22 protein-coding genes are annotated in these 20,224 nt (G+C 45.1%); 7 read left to right on the top strand and 15 right to left on the bottom strand.

Features of this window, described 5'->3' with window-relative positions; translation table 11 throughout:
- Positions 1 to 372 precede the first annotated feature (372 nt).
- Together OQJ75_RS14635 and aspA are read right to left on the bottom strand one after the other, a co-directional pair.
- A complete protein-coding gene (locus OQJ75_RS14635) occupies positions 373 to 1,680 on the bottom strand; it encodes an anaerobic C4-dicarboxylate transporter (protein WP_017063667.1) in 1,308 nt (435 codons plus the stop codon).
- 180 nt (positions 1,681 to 1,860) lie between these two features.
- Positions 1,861 to 3,312, bottom strand: a complete 1,452-nt coding sequence (gene aspA / locus OQJ75_RS14630; RefSeq protein ID WP_048612383.1) for an aspartate ammonia-lyase — start codon at positions 3,310 to 3,312, stop codon at positions 1,861 to 1,863.
- 284 nt (positions 3,313 to 3,596) lie between these two features.
- On the opposite strand from aspA, the gene OQJ75_RS14625 reads away from it, so the two are divergent.
- Positions 3,597 to 4,121, top strand: a complete 525-nt coding sequence (locus OQJ75_RS14625) for an FxsA family protein (protein ID WP_012604974.1) — start codon at positions 3,597 to 3,599, stop codon at positions 4,119 to 4,121.
- Between the two features lie 208 nt (positions 4,122 to 4,329).
- On the opposite strand, the gene trmL is transcribed toward OQJ75_RS14625, so the two are convergent.
- The 4 genes from trmL to OQJ75_RS14605 form a co-directional block, all read right to left on the bottom strand.
- Positions 4,330 to 4,809 carry a tRNA (uridine(34)/cytosine(34)/5-carboxymethylaminomethyluridine(34)-2'-O)-methyltransferase TrmL gene (gene trmL / locus OQJ75_RS14620; protein ID WP_009844716.1) on the bottom strand — a complete coding sequence of 160 codons (480 nt, stop codon included), beginning with the start codon at positions 4,807 to 4,809 and terminating at the stop codon, positions 4,330 to 4,332.
- Positions 4,810 to 4,901: 92 nt separating this feature from the next.
- Positions 4,902 to 5,519 carry a superoxide dismutase gene (locus OQJ75_RS14615; RefSeq protein ID WP_265973877.1) on the bottom strand — a complete coding sequence of 206 codons (618 nt, stop codon included), beginning with the start codon at positions 5,517 to 5,519 and terminating at the stop codon, positions 4,902 to 4,904.
- Between the two features lie 76 nt (positions 5,520 to 5,595).
- Complete coding sequence (cpxA, locus tag OQJ75_RS14610; protein WP_265973878.1) at positions 5,596 to 6,975, bottom strand: envelope stress sensor histidine kinase CpxA; 1,380 nt, start codon at positions 6,973 to 6,975, stop codon at positions 5,596 to 5,598.
- On the bottom strand, positions 6,975 to 7,664 hold the full coding sequence (locus tag OQJ75_RS14605; protein ID WP_265973879.1) for a response regulator: 690 nt from the start codon (positions 7,662 to 7,664) through the stop codon (positions 6,975 to 6,977). Before OQJ75_RS14605 ends, cpxA begins: the two co-directional genes overlap by 1 nt.
- Positions 7,665 to 7,844: 180 nt before the next feature.
- Between OQJ75_RS14605 and OQJ75_RS14600 the strand changes: the two genes are divergently transcribed.
- The 3 genes from OQJ75_RS14600 (at position 7,845) to pfkA (ending at position 10,707) form a co-directional block, all read left to right on the top strand.
- A complete protein-coding gene (locus tag OQJ75_RS14600) occupies positions 7,845 to 8,354 on the top strand; it encodes a CpxP family protein (protein WP_265973880.1) in 510 nt (169 codons plus the stop codon).
- A gap of 164 nt (positions 8,355 to 8,518) precedes the next feature.
- Positions 8,519 to 9,427 carry a CDF family cation-efflux transporter FieF gene (gene fieF, locus OQJ75_RS14595; RefSeq protein ID WP_265973881.1) on the top strand — a complete coding sequence of 303 codons (909 nt, stop codon included), beginning with the start codon at positions 8,519 to 8,521 and terminating at the stop codon, positions 9,425 to 9,427.
- A 317-nt stretch (positions 9,428 to 9,744) separates the two neighbouring features.
- Positions 9,745 to 10,707 (top strand): 6-phosphofructokinase, encoded by a 963-nt coding sequence (gene pfkA / locus OQJ75_RS14590; RefSeq protein ID WP_017061160.1) that lies wholly within the window; start codon positions 9,745 to 9,747, stop codon positions 10,705 to 10,707.
- Positions 10,708 to 10,856: 149 nt separating this feature from the next.
- Here the strand turns inward: pfkA and tpiA are convergent, their stop codons facing one another.
- Positions 10,857 to 11,627 (bottom strand): triose-phosphate isomerase, encoded by a 771-nt coding sequence (gene tpiA / locus OQJ75_RS14585; protein ID WP_017061158.1) that lies wholly within the window; start codon positions 11,625 to 11,627, stop codon positions 10,857 to 10,859.
- Positions 11,628 to 11,876: 249 nt separating this feature from the next.
- Between tpiA and OQJ75_RS14580 the strand changes: the two genes are divergently transcribed.
- On the top strand, positions 11,877 to 12,224 hold the full coding sequence (locus OQJ75_RS14580) for a 5-carboxymethyl-2-hydroxymuconate Delta-isomerase (RefSeq protein ID WP_016793866.1): 348 nt from the start codon (positions 11,877 to 11,879) through the stop codon (positions 12,222 to 12,224).
- A gap of 45 nt (positions 12,225 to 12,269) precedes the next feature.
- A complete protein-coding gene (locus OQJ75_RS14575; protein ID WP_248373185.1) occupies positions 12,270 to 12,698 on the top strand; it encodes a DUF805 domain-containing protein in 429 nt (142 codons plus the stop codon).
- 60 nt (positions 12,699 to 12,758) lie between these two features.
- On the opposite strand, the gene OQJ75_RS14570 is transcribed toward OQJ75_RS14575, so the two are convergent.
- The 3 genes from OQJ75_RS14570 to glpX all read right to left on the bottom strand — a co-directional run bounded on the left by OQJ75_RS14570 (position 12,759) and on the right by glpX (position 15,075).
- Positions 12,759 to 13,106, bottom strand: a complete 348-nt coding sequence (locus OQJ75_RS14570; RefSeq protein ID WP_248373177.1) for a DUF3135 domain-containing protein — start codon at positions 13,104 to 13,106, stop codon at positions 12,759 to 12,761.
- A 136-nt stretch (positions 13,107 to 13,242) separates the two neighbouring features.
- Positions 13,243 to 13,869: a helix-turn-helix transcriptional regulator gene (locus tag OQJ75_RS14565; protein ID WP_265973882.1), complete on the bottom strand. Its 627-nt coding sequence runs from the start codon at positions 13,867 to 13,869 to the stop codon at positions 13,243 to 13,245.
- Between the two features lie 198 nt (positions 13,870 to 14,067).
- Complete coding sequence (gene glpX / locus OQJ75_RS14560) at positions 14,068 to 15,075, bottom strand: class II fructose-bisphosphatase (RefSeq protein WP_048605418.1); 1,008 nt, start codon at positions 15,073 to 15,075, stop codon at positions 14,068 to 14,070.
- Positions 15,076 to 15,399: 324 nt separating this feature from the next.
- On the opposite strand from glpX, the gene zapB reads away from it, so the two are divergent.
- Positions 15,400 to 15,642, top strand: coding sequence for a cell division protein ZapB (gene zapB, locus OQJ75_RS14555; protein ID WP_009848877.1), 243 nt, complete (start codon positions 15,400 to 15,402; stop codon positions 15,640 to 15,642).
- A 109-nt stretch (positions 15,643 to 15,751) separates the two neighbouring features.
- Here zapB and rraA read toward each other — a convergent pair whose 3' ends face one another.
- The 5 genes from rraA to OQJ75_RS14530 form a co-directional block, all read right to left on the bottom strand.
- Entirely contained in the window at positions 15,752 to 16,270 is a 519-nt protein-coding gene (gene rraA / locus OQJ75_RS14550; protein ID WP_265973883.1) for a ribonuclease E activity regulator RraA, read from the bottom strand.
- A gap of 73 nt (positions 16,271 to 16,343) precedes the next feature.
- Entirely contained in the window at positions 16,344 to 17,261 is a 918-nt protein-coding gene (locus OQJ75_RS14545) for a 1,4-dihydroxy-2-naphthoate polyprenyltransferase (RefSeq protein ID WP_265973884.1), read from the bottom strand.
- Between the two features lie 155 nt (positions 17,262 to 17,416).
- Entirely contained in the window at positions 17,417 to 18,757 is a 1,341-nt protein-coding gene (gene hslU / locus OQJ75_RS14540) for an HslU--HslV peptidase ATPase subunit (protein WP_009848880.1), read from the bottom strand.
- Between the two features lie 58 nt (positions 18,758 to 18,815).
- Positions 18,816 to 19,364 carry an ATP-dependent protease subunit HslV gene (gene hslV / locus OQJ75_RS14535; protein WP_004729692.1) on the bottom strand — a complete coding sequence of 183 codons (549 nt, stop codon included), beginning with the start codon at positions 19,362 to 19,364 and terminating at the stop codon, positions 18,816 to 18,818.
- A 224-nt stretch (positions 19,365 to 19,588) separates the two neighbouring features.
- Positions 19,589 to 20,128 carry an SPOR domain-containing protein gene (locus OQJ75_RS14530; protein ID WP_265973885.1) on the bottom strand — a complete coding sequence of 180 codons (540 nt, stop codon included), beginning with the start codon at positions 20,126 to 20,128 and terminating at the stop codon, positions 19,589 to 19,591.
- Positions 20,129 to 20,224 lie beyond the last annotated feature (96 nt).

Raw genomic sequence — 20,224 nt, 5'->3', positions numbered from 1 at the left:
TTACCAATCCAAATGAATTTAGATTTATTTTAGCTGCGGTTATTTTATTCCTTACTTAACTATTTAATTTTGGTGTTGTTCACAAAAATAATCGCTAATGAATGGACTGGGAAATGGTGAAAAAAATGGCAAGGTTTTTTGGTTGGTTAGCTTGGATTAATATTCGCTATAGATTAAAGGAAAGTGAGGGGAGATTGATTTGATAGGTGTTGCTTCTGGTTGAGTTGAATAATCTTGGAATTTTATTCAAACTTTATTTTTGAGCGGTTTTTGAAGTTTATAATGGTTATTTGACGTGTATCAAATATCACATGAGTAGAAAACAAAAAAGGAAGCCGAAGCTTCCTTTTAAATTTTAATCATCAGCGAATGTTAGATGAACAGACCACCGAACGCGAAGCCTAGTGCTACCGCTGTACTGATTGTTGCCACACCAGGAATGAAGAATGGGTGGTTAAATACGTACTTACCAATGCGCGTTGAGCCTGTGTCATCCATCTCAACCGCTGCCAGTAGCGTTGGGTAAGTTGGAAGTACGAACAACGCACTTACTGCAGCAAAAGAAGCTACGGCTGTTAGTGGTGCTACGCCAATCGCTAGAGCTGCAGGCATAAGTGCAACGGTTGTTGCGCCTTGAGAGTAAAGCAGCATAGAAGCGAAGAACAGAACAAGAGCCAGCATCCATGGGTAGTCAGCCAGTAGAGCGCCTGCTACGTCTTTGATCTCAGCAACGTGTGCGTTTACAAACGTTGAACCTAACCAAGCTACACCAAGTACACATACACATGCCGTCATACCAGAGCGGAATGTTGGTGCTGAAGAGATCTTCGCAGCATCAATCTTAGTGAACATAACAATTGCAGCAGCTGCTGCCAGCATCACAGACATGATTGCTTCGTTACGGCCCAGAGCTGGGTTTTCAATTAGGCCAACAGAGCTAGAGATAGCCGCTGCATAACAAACCACGAAACCAATCGCTGCTAGGAAGATGTAAGTTGCTTTCTTCGCTGTTGGAAGGATCTCGCGCTTCTCTTCTGTTGCCAGTTTGATTAGACCTTTCTCTAGACGCTCTTGGTAAACAGGATCGTCTTTCAGTTCGCTACCCATGTAGTTAGCAACAACTGCACCAACCATACAAGCGATGAAGGTGGTTGGGATACAAACCATCAATAGCGTTAGGTAATCAACACCAAATGGTGCCAGCATTGCTGCGAAAGCCACAACCGCTGCCGAGATTGGCGAAGCTGTGATAGCAATTTGAGAAGCGACAACTGCGATAGACAGTGGACGAGAAGGACGCACGCCTTGGCCTTTTGCTACTTCTGCAATAACAGGAAGCGTAGAGAATGCTGTGTGACCAGTACCCGCCATCAATGTCATTACAAAGGTCACGATTGGAGCATAAAAGGTGATGCGTTCAGGGTGTTTACGCAAAAAGTTTTCTGCAATTTGTACCAGCCAGTCCATACCGCCAGCAACTTGCATTGCAGCAATTGCGGTGATAACAGACATGATGATCAAGATTACGTCGATCGGGATGAAAGATTGGCTTGTTGGAACGCCAAGAATAAGTGAAAGGGCAATAACACCAGCACCACCGGCAAAACCAATACCGATACCGCCAATTCTGGCCCCCAAAAAGATAAAGAGCAGGACGACAAACAGTTCTACTGCAATCATAAGTAACACCTCAGTTAGATTTTATTATGTGAACATTCGCCACTGGAATGTTCATATAATAGTTCTATGGTTTAGATTTAATTTGGCAAAAGCGCAACCAACGGAAATCCACAAAATAATCATGGTTAACCGTATTGGAGCCTAAAAAAGGGCTCCCTTTGGAGCCCTTTCTCGCTAACTTTATTCGTAGCGCTTTGCTTTATACTGAGGATGCATCAAATTTTCAACAGAGAAAATGTCATCAAGTTCTTCTTCGGTTAATAAACCGCGCTCTAGAACCACATCACGCACGCTCTTACCTGTCTCAGCACAGATCTTACCAACGATGTCACCCTCGTGGTGGCCAATGTATGGGTTTAGGTAAGTGACGATACCGATAGAGTTAAATACGTGAGATTCACACACTTCTTTGTTCACCGTAATGCCGTCTACACACTTGTCGCGTAGGTTCACACAAGCGTTTGTTAGGATGTCTAGAGACTCAAACATGCTTTGTGCAATAACAGGTTCCATTACGTTCAGTTGCAGTTGACCACCTTCAGCTGCGAAAGAAACCGTGTTGTCGTTACCTAGAACTTTAAAGCAAACTTGGTTTACTACTTCAGGTACAACTGGGTTTACTTTAGCAGGCATGATTGAAGAACCTGCTTGCAGTTCAGGTAGGTTTAGCTCGTTCAAGCCAGTACGTGGACCTGAAGAAAGCAGACGCAAATCGTTACAAATTTTAGACAGTTTCACGGCTAGACGCTTAAGAGCGCCGTGCGTCATTACGTATGCGCCACAGTCAGACGTTGCTTCGATTAAATCTTCAGCCGCAACACACTCTAGGCCCGTTACTTCTGCTAGGTGTTTAACTGCTAGGCCTTGGTAACCCGGTGCTGCGTTCAGACCTGTACCGATAGCTGTTGCGCCTAGGTTTACCTCAAGCAATAGTTTTGAAGTGTATTCTAGGTTTTTGATTTCTTCATTGATGGTTACTGCCCAAGCGTGGAACTCTTGGCCAACCGTCATTGGAACTGCGTCTTGAAGCTGAGTACGACCCATCTTCAAAATCGTGTTGAATTCTTGGCTCTTAAGCTCGAATGCACCTTTTAGGTATTCAATCGCATCAATCAGTTTACGAACGCTGTTGTAAACAGAGATACGGAAGCCAGTTGGGTAGGCACAGTTTGTAGATTGGCTGCGGTTTACATGGTCGTTCGGGTTGATGAACTCGTATTGGCCTTTTTCTTTGCCCATAAGTTCAAGTGCCACGTTCGCAATAACTTCGTTCGCGTTCATGTTTACAGAAGTACCAGCACCACCTTGGAAAACGTCCGATGGGAACTGATCCATGCACTTACCCGTGTCTAGAATTAGGTCACAAGCTTGGATGATATATTTAGCCACTTCGCTTGGGATTACACCTAACTCTTTGTTTGCTAAAGCCGCAGCTTTCTTAGTCATCACCATACCGCGAACGAATTCAGGTACATCTGAGATCGTTACATTTGAGATGTTGAAGTTTTCAACTGCGCGTAGAGTGTGGATGCCGTAGTAAGCATCAGCCGGAACATGACGTTGACCTAATAGATCTTCTTCGAGACGAGTAGCTTGAGGAGCTTCAACTTGAGCTTCTGATTGAGTAGCCATAACAGGATCCTTAGATAATTATTCTGATTATATAGTTAGTTATTAGCCTATTCTGTGTGCAAATACTCCGTTCGCTAGAATATTGGGCTGATAAATCCGTCCTGACTTATGTGGCACATGATACTGTACTTAGCGCATAAAAATATTAAGTGGATCACCTTTTTCGGTTTTGTTTAGTCAATATTTTGCAAAGTTATTCTTGGTCAATAAACACGCTTATTTACAGGATAAATTTGAGATTGTTAGGGCTTTCAGCGTAAACTGCAAGTAACAAAGGAGGGCGTGTGTTTCCTATCTTATTATTACTATTTATCTTCGTACCCATCATTGAGATTGGGTTATTTATTCAAGTTGGTGGCTTCTTAGGATTGTGGCCAACAATTGCGTTGGTTCTTATCACTGCATTTGTGGGTGCATCACTGGTTCGTAGCCAAGGCATTCAGACGCTTATGTCTGTGCAAGGTCGTTTGCAACAAGGCGAAATGCCAGCACAGCAGATTCTTGAAGGCGTGATGCTTGCGGTTGCAGGTGTATTGCTGCTGACTCCGGGCTTTATGACGGACGCACTCGGTATGTTGGTATTACTGCCAGCACCAAGAGCGATGATTGCCAAGAAAATGATGGAAAAAATGGTGGTGACCAATATGTCTGGTGGTTTCCATGCGGGTGGACAAGCGGGTTTTGGCCAGAGTCCATTTGGACAAGACCCATTCAATCGCGATCCATCTGACCAATCAAAAGACGGCAACACCTTTGAAGGTGAGTTTGAGAAGAAAGACGACGACAACGATCGTAACCGCTTAAACTAATCCGTTTTTTCTCTTCTTTGTTTTTCTCTCTTCTTTATATAGATAGAAAAACAGAAAAGGCTCTTACCTTTATCCTTCGCAAGAAAGTGATAATGGTAAGAGCCTTTTTTATTGTCTGTCGCCTGATGTTACTTACTGTTTACGATTGATAACAGATAACAGATAACAGATAACAGATAACAGATAACAGATTAATTTGAGCGTTTGGTTATACCGCGCCTTCAAAACCCATTTGTCGCCATGCTTCAAAAGCAATGATTGCCACTGCGTTAGACAGGTTCAGGCTACGTGCGTCTGGCATCATTGGGATACGAATGCGTTGTTCCATTGGCATGCTCTCGATGAATTCAGCAGGCAGGCCGCGAGTCTCTGGGCCAAACATCAGCACATCACCTTGTTGGAATTTCGCATCAACGTGGTGGCCTGTCGTTTTAGTGGTGCAAGCAAAGATGCGGAAGTCACCCTCGCGTTCATTCTCTAGATACTCAAGAAAAGCTTCTAGGTTCTTGTGACGCTTTACTCGCGCAAGGTCGTGGTAATCCAAGCCAGCACGACGAACTTTCTTCTCTTCAAAATCAAAGCCAAGCGGTTCGATAAGATGCAGGTTTGCGCCGCAGTTAGCACATAGGCGGATGATGTTACCCGTATTGGGTGCAATTTCAGGTTCGTATAGAGCGATATCAAACATGTTGGTTCACAAGAATAATCAAAGATAGCCAGAGTATACGGTGGCAAGCTGAGTGAGTACAGTTCACCACCGTCACCACCGTCACCATTCACTTAAGCTTGGTTTGCTAATGCTTGCGCGTAGTTTTCAGATACGGCATTCCAATTCACCACGTTCCACCATGCATTGATGTAATCAGGACGACGGTTTTGGTAGCTGATGTAGTAGGCGTGTTCCCAAACATCCAGTGCAAGAATCGGTTCGCCATCACTCGCCACGGTATCCATCCACGGGTTGTCTTGGTTCGAGGTTGAGATGATCTTCAGTTGTCCTTGCTCTACCACTAGCCAAGCGAAGCCAGAGCCAAATGTATTGATCGCTGCTTGAGCGAACTGATCTTGGAATGCCTCGAAATCTCCGAATGTGCTCTTGATAGCATCACCAAGCTCACCAGTTGGTTCACCTCCGCCGTCTTGAGACATGCAATTCCAATATAAGATGTGGTTGTAGTAGCCGCCACCATTGTTACGCACTGCAGGGCTGTGCTGCGAGATGTTAGCGAAGATCTCGGTCAGAGATTGCTGTTCTAGTTCGCTGCCAGAAACTGCCGCAACAAACTTATCGTAGTAGGTTCTGTGGTGCTTGCTGTAATGCACTTCCATTGTTTTAGCATCAATGTAAGGTTCTAGGGCATCGTAAGCGTAGGGTAAAGCAGGGAAAGTGTGTGACATGATAAATCCTCCATAATTAGAGGATTTACCATAATGATAATAACAATCATTATCAACTGCGATCTTTGTGGGGGTATTACACCGGTAAGATAGGCAGGGTGATTTCGAGCTGTAATCCACCTAGCTGGCTACGGCTTGCCGTGATGGTTCCGCTGTGCTGACGAATCGCACTTTCAGTAATGGTTAACCCGAGCCCTGTGCCGCCAGAGTTTCTATCACGTGCTGTTGATACTCGGTAGAAAGGTCTGAAGATAGAATCCAGTTCATCCTCTGGAACACCATCACCATTATCATTGACGCAAATTGTTAGCTGATCTTGAACCACATGGAATTGCACATCCACTTGGTCTTTACCGTAGTAGATGGCATTGCGTGTAATGTTGTCTAGCGCACTCATCAGCAGTTTAGGGTTACCCGAAATAGAGCGTTCTGGGATCTCCGAAAACGTTAGCAATTTGCCCATCTGTTCAGCTTCAAACTCTGCGTCTTTTAAGATCTCCTCCCACAAGCTCGAGATAGGTTGAACCTCACGAGTAATATGGCTATCGACCTGCATACGAGATAACGTCAGTAGCTCACTGATCATCTGTTCCAAACGCTGTGCTTCGGTATCAATACGTTCTAACTCTTGGCTTTCACCTTGCTTACGAATCGCTAATGCATTGGCCATGCGAAGGCGTGTTAGTGGAGAACGGAGCTCATGTGAAATATCAGAAAGCAGGCGTTGCTGTCCTGAAATCATCTGGTTTACAGCTTCGACCATCTGGTTAAAGCTTTCACCCGCTTGTCTGAACTCTGAGGTACCTTTTTCGAGTGTTGGATCGACCTCAAATTGGCCTTTCGCCACGCGCTGCGCTGCGCGTTCTAGCCTGCGAGCAGGTTGACTTAGTGCCCAAGCTAACCAAAGCAATAGCGGGGTACTCGCCAGCATTACGGCAAGCAACAGCTGCAGAGGTCTATCAAACAGGCGCAGTAAAAATGGTGGTGGTTGATTCCACTTCACCCCGGCATACATCAGTAGTTCTTCACCTGCGAGAGTAATCGGTACTGGCCCTGCAACCATGTAGTGTCCATAGAGTTTTTGCTTTGGCATCTCAGGGTTATCAATCGAGGTAACAAAGTTACGAATAGCCTTAAGCTTATAGTCCGAATGCCTTTTCGAGGTTAGAACCGCGCCTTCAAGATCGGTTAAATAGATGCGAGCACGAGAATCCTTGCGACTGCGTGGCGCCTCAAGTTGGAAGACAATTTTGCCGAGATTCGGTTCTCTGGCGTAGCGTTTTTCAGCGGCCTTGGCGATACGCTCTAATTTACCGAGATGATCAGCAGGCACATCGCGCGCGACTCGCGGGTCTAAATGAGGAAGTGACAGTACCGACAAAAGCACCAGTAACATGGTGAACCAAAAGATAGCAAAGATACGTCCATATAAGCTGGTGATTTTAGGGATACGCATTAATCCTCCTCTACCAATAAGTAGCCACGACCGCGTAAGGTCTTGATGCGAGATTTGCCGTCGCTGCGCTCTGGGATTTTTTTACGCAGATTGGAGATGTGCATATCGATTGCGCGGTCAAATGCCGCAAGCCTTTTACCTAATACATCTAGGCTTAATGCTTCTTTGGTGATCACTTGCCCTGGGTTTTGGATAAGGTGACTCAATAGGGCGAATTCTGTGGTGGTGAGGTCGATGAGCTCACCATTGCAGTAGGCTTCTTGTTTGCCAGGGAAGACTTCGATGTCTTGATATTGAACTCGATCACTGGCCGCTTTAGGTACGCTGGTGGTTTGAGTTCGACGCAAGATAGCTCGAATACGCGCTAACAACTCTCGGTCACTGAAAGGCTTAGGTAGGTAATCGTCCGCGCCAAGCTCAAGGCCAATCACACGGTCGATCTCTTCGCCTTTTGCGGTCAGCATCAGCACTGGCGTTTCCCAATTTTCTCTCAGTTTCTTTAGTGTCTCCATGCCATTGAGACGCGGCATCATCACATCCAAAAGAATCAGGTCAATCTCATCATTGATAGCTTCAAGTCCTGCATAGCCATCATTGGCTTCGGAAACAGTGAAGCCCTCAAAGCTCAGAATGTCTTTAAGTAAGCTGGTTAACTCGGTGTCGTCATCAATAAGAAGAATGTTCGCCATTGGGAAGCCTTAATTGGTTATTTACACGTTAATAATACTGCTAATTATTCGTCAACTTTCACTCTTTACGATTCTTTACGCTTTCTAAACGTCACTTTACGAGGGAAAGACTAATCTATATCTAAGCGCTGAGAAACAGACGCAACACATGACTTATTATACCGAATTGAGGCAACAATTATGAAAATGACTAAGAAACTTGTACTAGCAGCTGCGGCACTTCCACTAATGTTAGGTACAGCAAGCGCGTTCGCATATGGCGGCGGCGATAAAGGCGACCACAAAGGCATGCACGGCAAATGTGGCGGCTTCGATAAGAAAATGATGCGTCAACTAGACCTGACTGATGCACAAAAAACAGAATTGAAAGAGATGCGCGAAGCAAATCGCGCTGAGATGAAAGAAAAACACGCTGGCAATAAAGCCGATAAAATGGCGAAAATGAAAGCGCACCAAGAGAAAGTTCAAGCATTGGTACTGGCTGACAACTTCGATGAAGCAGCAGCGAACGACCTAGCAAGCCAAATGGTTGAGAAGCAAACTGAGCGTCGCGTAGCAATGCTTAAGAAGCAACACGAAATGATGAGCGTACTAACGGCAGAGCAAAAGACTCAACTGAAAGAAATCCAACAAGAGCGCATGACTAAGTGTGCTGACAAAATGGAAAAACGCATGAACAAAGACAAGTAATTCATTGCTTGAGAAATCAGCGTTGAATGAAAGTGTTTAGAAAGAAGCGGCCGAGTGCCGCTTTTTTTGATCCTTAAAAATGAATGTTTTACATCATAGCTGTCATATTCAATTGGTTGTTTGCAGGTTATACTTTGTGCTATCAGTCACTTTATAGCCAAGTTATGAAACAAGAATACGCACGTTTAGTTACGCTTGCTGCTTGGGCAGCCACCACCATCGCCACTATTTTATTGATAGTGAAAGTCGCAGCATGGTGGGTGACAGGTTCTGTGAGTCTGTTGGCTTCCGTGGTCGATTCAATGTTGGATATCGCGGCCTCTGTCGTTAACCTCATCGTGGTTCGTTACTCTCTGCAGCCTGCCGACAAAGAGCACACCTTTGGTCATGGTAAGGCTGAATCTCTCGCTGCATTAGCGCAGGCGATGTTTATTTCAGGCTCTGCGTGTTTCCTTATTCTCAATGGTATTGAGCGCTTCTTCCGACCTCATGAACTGAACTCTCCAGAGATTGGTATCTATGTCAGCTTATTTGCGATGGTGATGACCTTCGGTTTGGTTCGATTCCAAAAGCATGTGGTCAACAAAACAGGCAGCCAAGCTATTGCGGCAGACTCTCTGCACTATCAATCAGACCTTTATATGAACGCTGCGATCATGCTGGCACTGGCATTGAGCTGGTTTGGGATTGGTCAGGCGGACTCAGTATTCGCGGTCGGTATCGGTATCTACATTCTGTACAGCGCTTATCAAATGGCGATGGAAGCGGTTCAGTCTCTGCTTGATCATAAGCTGCCAGATGATGAGCTGAAACAGATTAAAGAGACATCATTGAGCGTGGAAGGCGTGTTGGGTGTGCATCAATTACGAACGCGTCGTTCGGGGCCAATACGCTTCATTCAACTGCATCTAGAATTGGAAGATAATATCCTACTTATTGAAGCGCATCGCATTTCTGACGAAGTAGAGGCTAAGCTTATCTCCGTGTTCCCTGATGCTGATGTATTAATTCACCAAGACCCGTATTCGGTCGTATTTGGACCAGAGAAGCAGCAGAAATTTCACTCGTGGTAATGCGTGCTAAAAATCAGCGGGCAAATGGTAAGTGAGTGGCTTTTGAACTAAAGTGAGTAAAAATTATTAACTGTTAGGTGATTCAAAAACCACCTTAGTAACAATTAATGTTGATTCTGATGTGAATCAACAAAGTTATTGAGTAAAACTGTAATACTCTTACAGAAGTAGAAATGTTACATAATTTTACGCGATTTGAGTGCTATTCCTGTTGAGGAAATGTAACATAACGCACAAATATAGATTTAAAATCTTGTTGATATACAATCAGCAAGAACAAGAATTGAATAATAGATTCCCAAAAATCGAGGGTGAGCATGATTAAGAAGATCGGTGTTTTGACCAGTGGTGGTGACGCTCCAGGTATGAACGCAGCAGTTCGCGGCGTTGTTCGTACTGCGTTATCAGTTGGCATTGAAGTTTACGGCATTTACGATGGTTACCAAGGCCTTGTTGAAGACCGTATCGAAAAGCTTGACCGTTCAAGCGTATCTGACGTGATCAACCGTGGTGGTACTTTCTTAGGTTCTGCACGTTTCCCTGAATTTAAAGACGTTGCTGTTCGTGAGAAAGGCATTGAGAACCTTAAGAAGCACGGTATCGAAGCACTTGTTGTTATCGGTGGTGACGGTTCTTACATGGGTGCTAAGAAGCTGACTGAAATGGGTTACCCATGTATCGGTCTTCCAGGCACAATCGATAACGATATCGCGGGTACTGACTACACAATCGGTTACCTAACTGCGCTTAACACTGTTATTGATTCAATTGACCGTCTACGTGACACGTCTTCTTCTCACCAACGTATTTCTATTGTTGAAATCATGGGCCGTCACTGTGGTGACCTTACGCTTATGTCAGCAATCGCGGGTGGTTGTGAGTACATCATTACTCCAGAGACTGGCCTAGATAAAGAACAGCTTATCAGCAATATCCAAGATGGCATTGCTAAAGGTAAGAAGCACGCAATCATCGCTCTAACTGAGCTAATGATGGATGCTAACGAACTGGCTAAAGAGATCGAATCTTCAACAGGTCGTGAAACTCGTGCAACGGTTCTTGGTCACATCCAACGTGGTGGTCGTCCTACTGCATTTGACCGTGTACTGGCTTCTCGCATGGGTAACTACGCTGTTCACCTTCTTCAAGAAGGTCACGGTGGTCGTTGTGTGGGTATCGAGAAAGAAGAACTTGTTCACCACGACATCATCGATTGTATCGAGAACATGCAGAACCCAGACCGTTCTGAGCTGTTCCGTGTTGCAGAAGAGTTGTTCTAAGCCACGCTTAGCGTTCGCTTAAAGAATTTAAAAACCGCTGATTTATCAGCGGTTTTTTTGTGCCTGTCGTTTGAAGTTTCAGGAATGACAGGTACTAAAAAGGCCAACCTAAGTTGACCTTTCATTTAATCTAAACAGTGAAGTTTAAATTAAGCTTTTGCTTCAGCTGCTGCTTTAGCGATAGCTGCGAAGCTTTTCGCGTCTAGAGCTGCGCCGCCAACTAGAGCACCGTCGATGTCTGGTTGTGCGAAGTAAGCTGCTGCGTTTTCTGGCTTAACAGAACCGCCGTATTGGATAACAACTTTCTTAGCAACTTCTTCAGATTTCTCTGCGATGTGCGCACGGATTTGAGCGTGGATGCGTTGTGCATCTTCAGCTGTCGCTGCTTTACCAGTACCGATAGCCCAGATTGGTTCGTAAGCGATGATAGCGCCTTCAAGAGCTTCAACACCTTGAGTGTTGATAACAGCGTCAAGTTGACGAGCACATACTGCAACAGTTTCGCCTGCTTCGTTTTGTGCTTCAGATTCACCGATACAAAGAACTGGAGTTAGACCGTTCTCTTTTAGGAATGCGAATTTCTTAGCTACGAACTCATCTGATTCGTTGTGGTATTCACGACGCTCAGAGTGACCGATGATGATGTGAGATGCGCCGAACTCTTTAAGCATTGCTGGAGACATGTCGCCAGTGAATGCACCGCTGTTGTTTAGGTCAGAGTTTTGAGCACCTAGGATGATCGCGCTGCCCGCTTCAGTAAGCGTACGTTCTGCAAGATCAACGAAAAGTGCTGGTGGAGCAACTGCTACGTCTACGCCTGTTACGCCTTCAAGTTCAGCGTTAAGACCGTTTAGTAGATCAACAACCATTTCTTTGCTGCCGTTTAGTTTCCAGTTACCCATAACTACAGGATGACGCATAGGAATATCTCCAAAGTATTTAAAAAAATCGAATGTAAAAAAGTAAACTTTATTACGAAATAATATAACAGATTAATATCAACAGATCATGACTGTGGTCATGACTTTCTTGGATCTTACTCAATGGTCAGAGTAGATTCTGAGCAAATATCAGTGATCCGGCAGACAGAATAATAGCTAACTTCTCGGATTTTTCATCGTTAGTTGTTATTAAGGGACAAACGATTGCGTTAACAACAGGAAGTAACAATGCCGAATCTAGTTCTAGAGTACTCAAATTCAGTGGATGAGAGAGTGAATATCCAAGGCTTACTGGAAGATCTCCATCAAGTCGCTCTCACATGTGGCTTGTTTGATGTGCCGTCAGTGAAATCTCGTTCACTGCGTTGCCATAATTGGTTGGTCGGTGAGGAGGAAGATAGTGTAGACTTTATTCATATCAGCTTTGAGTTACTTTCGGGACGAACGGAAGAGCAAAAGCGAGAATTGTCACGATCGTTAATGCAGATCCTGCAAGAACAAGCGAGTCATGTAAGAAGCTTAACGGTGAATATTCGTGATATGGATAAAAGTTGCTTTCAAAAAGTAATAAACTAACCATTGCTGCTGACTTTTAGCGGTGTATAAATTTGAGTATTTAAGATGTCGATGAAAGAATTACTGCTCTCTTTCAAGGGGAGGATTGGTCGTAAGACTTACTGGATTTGGAATGTTTTCTACTATGTAGCGATTACTGGTTTTGCTTCTGGTATTTCTGTTCTGTTCCCTGCATATTCCTATATCCTGCTACCAATCTTTCTACTGTTGCTGGTTATCCCGGATCTTGCAATTACCGCTAAACGCTGGCACGACCGCAATAAGTCGAACTACTGGCTGTTGTTGAACGTGCCACTGGTGCTTGGGCGTTTGGCTTCGCCAATGGTAGCAACGACAACAGAGTCGGTGTCGCCAGTTCACATGGCAGCAACGGTTGCAGCATTAGTATGTGGTTTGTGGATTCTGATTGAGTGTGGCTTGTTGAAAGGCACTGAAGGCCGTAATGACTACGGCGAAGACCCATGTAAATATTGATCAATGAATAGATAGAAGGGAGCATTACGCTCCCTTTTTCTTTTTAATACTTTGCTACTTTTAGTACATTTTAGGTTCGGTATTCGGCTTAAAAGGCACGACATTTTCAGGTAGAGATTCTTCAAAGCCGCAGCGCCCTTCGAGCGCCTCTTGGAACTTACAAACCTGACAGCGTAGCTCTTGCATAAGCACGACATTGGCATGATGTGGATTTTTACAACGGCTAACCACTAAGTCGATGTGACTTTGTTGTGCGCGAAGTCGGTCTTGCATCACGTCTGAAGCCGAACAAATCATCTGTTCGCACATCTCGTGTTTGAATTGATTGAATGCTTTCGGATCGCTTTTCGCGAGTTGGACAAGTTCATCAAAGGGTGGCAGTTTTTGAGTGGGTTGTGGATGTGCCATCATTCCTTCCTTAGCATTAAGCATGTTTCATATGCTATAAGCTTAAGAAAGAATTCTGTACAAATTTTGTTCTATTGGGGTTTTCTCAATATTGAGACGAGATCAGTGGCTTGGCGCTAGGCTTTAGTGTTTGGGATTACGATAAAGGTGTGGGTGTTAAAGTGTAAGTACAACGTCGCTCACCAGCAATAATGTGCTCAGTGCGACTCACGTGGCACTCATCTTTTAGTAACTCAGTAAACACATTGAGTTCAGATTGGCACAAGCTAGGGCAGCGAGTTGCAGCCTTGCAGATAGGGCAGTGGTTCTCAATCAAGATGTAGTGGTCATCATGCTCTTGAAGCTCAGCCATGTAGCCTTCGTCTTCACGAAGTTGGGTGAGTTTTTTAAGCTTGCTGATAAGTGAATCACAGTCAGACAGCGCAGTTTTATACTGTTTGAGTGTGTGTTGTTCACGCTCGGCAGCAACCTTAGCCAGTCCTTCTTTACCAAATAGATTTTCTACAGCATCAATCACTTGAATGGTGAGTTCACCATGTCGGTCTGCAAATTGGCTATGGCCTTGTTGAGTCAGGGACCAGTGGCGAGTCGGGCGACCCACTTTCACTTTCACATCATGAAACGCAAGAATACCGTCATCTTCCAGGATTTGCAGATGTTGTCTTGCACCCATTGTCGTCATGCCAAATTCTTCTGACAGTTGTTTCGCGGTTACCGCGCCTTGACGCTTAATGGTCTGTAAGATTTTGTCGCTTGTTTTCATACTATCCCTACCTCATGAACCTTACTATTATGAGGCAAGGTGTTTATAAAGCAAACCATTTACTATATTGATGATGATTTACTCTATAGATAGCGTTTTACTCGATCTGCAGCCATGGTGAGATTCTGGTGCACCAATAAAACAAAAGGCTGATACTTGGTATCAGCCTTCGAATATTTTGTTTAACCGAGTTTTAGCTTACAGGATATGACCGACTACTTCTGGATCTTTACGCTCTAGGTAGTGGATAGATTTGATGCGACGAATCGTGCGACAGCGACCACGGATAAGCAAAGTTTCTGTGGTTGCGATATTGCCTTGTCGAGAAATGCCTTCTAGTAAGTCACCCTTAGTAATACCCGTAGCTGAGAATACAACGTTGTCGCTGCGTGCCATGTCTTCCATCTTTAACACGATACCCGCCGTTACGCCCATTTCTGCGCAGCGCTCAAGTTCAAGTTCACCGTGCTTGCGGTTTTCTTCTGTGTCGCCTTTAACTTCGTGACGAGGTAGAAGACGACCGTGCATGTCGCCATCGAGTGCACGAATAACAGCAGCCGAAACCACACCTTCAGGTGCGCCCCCGATGCAGTACATGACGTCTACTTCGCTGTCTGGCATACATGTTAGGATAGAAGCTGCAACATCACCGTCTGGCACAGCAAATACACGAACGCCCATAGCTTGCATGTCGGCGATGATTTGATCATGACGAGGCTTAGCAAGCGTGGTTACGACTAGAGTATCGAGTGTTTTACCTAATGCTTTAGCGATGTTTTCTAAGTTTTCTGTTAGTGGTAGTTCTAGGTCAATCACACCTTTAGCGCCAGGGCCAACAACCAACTTTTCCATGTACATATCAGGCGCTTTAAGGAAGCTGCCTTTTTCGCCTGCCGCCAATACAGCCAATGCATTTGATTGGCCCATTGCTGTCATGCGTGTCCCTTCAATTGGGTCAACTGCGATGTCGACAGCGTCGCCGCCCACACCTACGTTTTCGCCGATGTATAGCATAGGTGCGTCATCGATTTCACCTTCGCCGATAACAATTTCACCGCTAATTTCGGTTTTGTTTAATAGGCTACGCATTACTTCTACAGCAGCGCCATCTGCAGCGTTTTTATCGCCACGGCCAAGCCACTTGTAACCAGCTAGTGCTGCACCTTCTGTGACACGAGAGAATGACATTGCTAAATCGCGTTTCATGCGGACTCCAAAACTTTCAAAGGGGGAATAGAAATTTCGCGGCGAATTTTACCATATCCAAAAGAAAACGTTTGCCTTTTTGTTTTTTGGAGATTGCTCTCGATCAATTCGCAGTGGAAAACAGTTATTATTCATCAAAATAATCGGTTTGCCGTTGTGGCGGTAATCGTTCACGTCAATATTCGGTAAAAAGCGCTGTTTTTTTCATCGAATGGCGCAAAATATCGAATATATAGAGTGTTTATCCTTGCTCTGCTGAGTAGAATGGGGAAATAAGTGGAGTGAACCTTCACCATCAAACGGATAACTTAAAGGTAGGCCAGAATGTCTTTTGAAGTACTAGAGCAGCTAGAAGCAAAAATTCAAACAGCAGTAGATACAATTGCACTTCTTCAAATGGAAGTTGAAGAGCTTAAAGAAGAGAAACAAGCACTAGCAACAGAAGCTGGTGAGCTTAAAGCAAGCCGTCACGAGCTAGAGCAAAAAACTCAGCAAATGCAGGAAGAGCATTCTGCATGGCAAGATCGCATCCGTAACCTTCTTGGTAAAATGGATGACGTAGAGTAATCGACTCTTCAGATTTAAAAAACGCCCGCTACTCAGTAGCGGGCGTTTTTGTTTGCGTTCTAATGCTTCGTACTCTTATGCTTTGTTTTATTATTCAAAGCTGAGTGAGCTACTCGACCTCTTCTTCTTCGACATCCAGATCAAGTTCTACATCTAAAGGTTCGGCAGAAAGAATGACGCCGGTGTTGTCGGCGTAGAGGTAATCTTCGGGTAAGAAGGTCACGCTACCAAAGTTCACGGGAACATCTACCTCACCGACACCTTCTTGGCTCGCGCCAACAGGGATAGAAGCCAAGGCTTGAATACCTAGATTCATGTCTTCAAGCTCGTCGACTTCACGAACGCAACCGTAAACCACAATACCTTCCCACTCATTGTCTTCGGCCAGTAGGGCAATCTCAGCATCGATCAGCGCCTTGCGCAGTGAGCCGCCACCGTCGATTAACAACACACGCCCCAGACCGTCTTGCTCTAGTACAGAGCGAATCAAAGCGTTGTCTTCAAAACACTTTAATGTCGTGATCTGTCCTGCGAAGGATGCACGTCCACCGAAGTTGCTGAACATTGGCTCCACGACATCAACTTGATCCAAATATATGTCGCACAGTGCTGAAGTGTTGTATTCCATTAGTATACCTTTTGAACAATGAGCTTACTTTGAGTATATCGGTGCTTGATCCCTTTGCAATGATTAGTCTCATTTAACTCAATAGAGTTTGAGCTACGACAACCCCTGCAAACAATAGGTTAGTGACCAGTGAGCATTTCACAATCACGGGCATCATCGGTGCCATCTGCGCTGGCTTTTCGGTTTCCCAAACGGCCTTGCCATGCTTGTACACAATAATAATGCTCAGTAAAAACGGCAGGCTAATCCAGACCGGTTTTTCTTGAATCAGTAGGTAGATGGCGAAAGACGCAAGCGCCAAACTAAGCAGGGCGAAATGGTATTGCTTGGCTTTGCGCTGCCCCAGACGAACCGCCATGGTGCGCTTACCACATTCGCTATCGTTTTCGATATCACGCATGTTGTTAATATTGAGTACCGCAACCGCCATCAGTCCACAGCCTAATGCTGGCAGAAACAGGCTTGGTTCAACATGGCCAGTGTGTAAGAAGTAAGTCCCTGAAACACCTAATAAACCGAAGAAGATAAACACCGATAAGTCGCCAAGGCCAATATAGCCATAAGGTTTATTACCGACGGTATAAGCGATGGCAGCCATTATGGCTAATACGCCTAACGCAATGAAAGATAAGATACTTTCAATCGAGGTTAAGGCATGAAAAATAAGAATCAGCCCAGCGACCATGGTAAACACGATGTTGAGGATGATCGCTTGCTTCATGGTTTTGGCGGTTACCGCGCCAGATTGCATGGCACGTGTTGGCCCCAGACGATTTTCGTTGTCGGTGCCTTTTACGGCGTCGCCATAGTCATTGGCTAGGTTCGACAGAATTTGTAATAAGGTGGCGGTTAAAAATGCCAGTAGGGCTATCGATAAAGAAAACTGACCACCGGCGAACGCTAAACTACTTCCTGTAAGAATAGAGACGAGTGCGAGAGGCAGAGTTTTTGGTCGTGCGGCATCAAGCCAAATCAGTAGAGATTGTTTCATCGTAGGTCTAATTCTTTGTAAGTCTTCGTTTCATACTGTGATTTGAGTATACGCCCATTTTTCGGGTAATAAAAAGCCCACTCGAAAGTGGGCCTTGAATTCGCTTATTAGCTGCTATTTCTTTGAGATAGAGCAATAAGTTGGAGTTTCCTGTGCTACAGGATGAAGCGACTTAGGTCTTCGTCTTCTACGAGTTCGCCAAGCTTAGATATTACGTAAGCTTCATCAATCACCAATTTGCTGCCGGCTCTGTCTGTTGCGTCGAATGAAATCTCATCCATTAGGCGCTCCATGACGGTATGTAGACGACGCGCACCGATGTTTTCAGTAGTTTCGTTCACACGCCATGCTGCGTCTGCGATTTGGTTGATACCATCTTCAGTGAACTCAATGCCGACATCTTCTGTTTTCATCAGGGCAATGTACTGCTCTGTCAGTGATGCCTTTGGCTCAGTCAGGATGCGTTTGAAGTCATGTGCTGATAGTGCTTCAAGTTCTACGCGAATTGGTAAACGACCTTGCAGTTCAGGGATCAGGTCTGATGGCTTAGCCACTTGGAATGCCCCTGATGTGATAAACAAGATGTGGTCAGTTTTAACCATGCCGTGTTTAGTTGATACTGTGCTGCCTTCGATAAGAGGAAGCAGGTCACGTTGAACACCTTCACGAGATACGTCTGGGCCTGAGCTGTCGCCACGCTTACAGATTTTGTCGATCTCATCGATGAATACGATACCGTTGTTTTCAGCGTTGAAGATCGCGCTCTCTTTTAGCTCTTCCTGGTTCACAAGCTTCGCAGCTTCTTCTTCCGTCAGTGCTTTGAATGCATCTTTGATTTTCATTTTACGCTTTTTCTTGGTGTCGCCAGCGAGGTTTTGGAACATGCCTTGTAGCTGGTTCGTCATCTCTTCCATGCCTGGAGGTGACATGATTTCAACGCCCATTTGCGGCGCGGCCACATCAACTTCGATCTCTTTGTCGTCTAGCTTACCTTCACGCAGTTTCTTACGGAAAATCTGACGAGTGTTTGAAGAGGTTGTGTCTTCCGTTGATTGCTCGTTCTGACCCCAAGCATCACGAGCTGGTGGTAGAAGGGCATCAAGAATGCGTTCTTCAGCTTGTTCTTCAGCGCGGTACTGTACTTTTTCCATCGCTTGTTGGTGCGTCATCTTGATCGCAACGTCCGTTAGATCACGGATGATGGTTTCAACTTCTTTACCGACGTAGCCCACTTCGGTGAACTTAGTCGCTTCTACCTTGATGAAAGGCGCGTTTGCTAATTTCGCTAGACGGCGAGCAATTTCAGTTTTACCTACACCCGTTGGGCCGATCATTAGGATGTTCTTTGGTGATACTTCAACACGCAGGCTTTCTTCAAGCTGCATACGACGCCAGCGGTTACGCAGTGCAATGGCAACTGAACGCTTAGCGTTGTCTTGGCCGATAATGTGGCGATTGAGTTCGTGAACAATTTCGCGAGGAGTCATCTCAGACATGGTTTTTCCTTAATTCTTTAATCACTGTTGAATACAACGTTATTGATGGAAGCGGTCGTTACTCTGGCTTTGGCAGCTCAACGGTGCTTTCTAGTTCTTCAATAGTGTGGTGATGATTGGTGAAGACACAGATATCGCCGGCAATGTTCAGCGACTTTTCTGCGATTTCACGCGCATCTAAATCAGTATTTTCTAATAGTGCGGTAGCTGCTGCTTGAGCGAAGTTACCGCCCGAACCGATCGCAATCAGGTCGTTCTCTGGTTGAACTACGTCACCGTTACCTGTGATGATCAGTGAAGCGGTCTCATCCGCTACTGCTAACAGTGCTTCTAACTTACGTAGAGCACGGTCGCTGCGCCAATCCTTCGCCAGCTCAACGGCAGCTTTGGTTAGGTGGCCTTGGTGCATTTGCAGCTTGCTTTCAAATTTTTCGAATAGCGTGAAAGCATCTGCTGTACCGCCAGCAAAACCTGCCAGTACTTTGTTGTTGTATAGGCGACGTACTTTACGGGCATTGCCCTTCATTACAGTATTGCCTAGAGATACTTGTCCATCACCCGCGATGACGACTTTATTATTACGACGTACAGATACAATGGTAGTCACGAGTAGGGCCTCTTAATATTTCTTATCTTTGGGTATAAAAAGTATATGAGGATGGCACTCGGATAATTCAAGGAACCGCGAGTGATGTCGTGCAACTTATCGGCGGAAGTTGTAAGGAAATTTGGCTAAAGGGGAGGGGGATAAAAGAAAACCTCCACAATGGGAGGCTTTCGGTGTTTGGTTATCTTTCTTTATTAAGAAAGAGACTGCCGTTGAATCTAAAACTACTCGGTGTCTTTCCAAATAGCACAAGGTTCGATTTTTGCTCGCTGTAGCTTGTGGCGATCGCGTTCTGCGTCACGCTTTAACTTGTAGGGACCTAAAACCACACGGTACCAACTGCTGCCGTCTTTCTTACGGATTTCACTCGAGATACCTTGGAAGGCAATATCCAGTTTACGTGCTTCTGCCTGTGCTGAGGTTTTGTAAGCGCCACACTGCATGATGTAAGGGATCTTGGAGATCTGTTGCTCTTTGGCTTTTACTTCAATCTCGCGGCTTGGCAGCGTTTCAACGTAGTCCCACTTCTCTTCTGGAGGTGGCGGAATCACTTTCGCTGGTTTTGGCTTAGGCTTTGGTTTGCTCACTACTGGAGCCGGCGCTGGTGGCTCAGGATCATTACTCAATAAGTAAAGTCCATAACCAAATCCGCCAACAAGGAAGATCGCCAAAAGACCACTGCGCCAAGGTTTACGGCGAGGGGCTTGTTTTTTGGTCGGTTTTTTAGTGCCACGACCACGTTTTACATAATCTCTATTAGCCACAAGACAATTCAATAGTTGCTGATTCTGCCCTCATGGTAATCCAGATTGCGCGAGGATAATAGTGCAGAAATGGAAGCGGCACATCAAAATGTGCCG

The sequence above is a fragment of the Vibrio sp. 14G-20 genome, from assembly GCF_026241515.1.
GTDB lineage: Bacteria > Pseudomonadota > Gammaproteobacteria > Enterobacterales > Vibrionaceae > Vibrio.
The sequence above is the reverse complement of the archived record's forward strand: the minus strand, read 5'-3'. Positions and strand labels throughout refer to the sequence as shown.